The sequence below is a fragment of the Lampropedia aestuarii genome, from assembly GCF_004803635.1.
Classification (GTDB): Bacteria; Pseudomonadota; Gammaproteobacteria; order Burkholderiales; family Burkholderiaceae_C; genus Lampropedia; species Lampropedia aestuarii.
The window spans coordinates 1-225 of record NZ_SSWX01000075.1 but is presented as its reverse complement, the minus strand read 5'-3'; the positions used below and the strand labels follow the sequence as shown (position 1 = coordinate 225).

Below are 225 nucleotides of genomic sequence, written 5' to 3'. Positions count from 1 at the left end.
TTTGGCGCCTGTGGCTTTGACTATGGGTTCATAGCGTGCACGTTCTTGCGCCATGAATTGATCAAAGGCAGGGGCTTTGCTGATGACAGGCTCTGCGAGTAATGCTTTAAAGCTTTTTCTGATCGTTTCTGATTCTAGCGCAGCAGAGAAGGCCGCATTGAGTTGCTCAATGGTGCTTTTGGGGGTGCTGGCGGGAGCAACTAGGCCCCACCATGTATCAATAGT

Annotated in this window: 1 protein-coding gene; it reads right to left on the bottom strand. The window is 50.7% G+C overall.

What is annotated here, in order from left to right; genetic code table 11:
- Positions 1–222, bottom strand: a 222-nt coding sequence (locus E8K88_RS17950; RefSeq protein ID WP_276606686.1) for a tripartite tricarboxylate transporter substrate-binding protein, incomplete at its 3' end; no start/stop codon positions are given.
- Between the last annotated feature and the right edge of the window lie 3 nt (positions 223–225).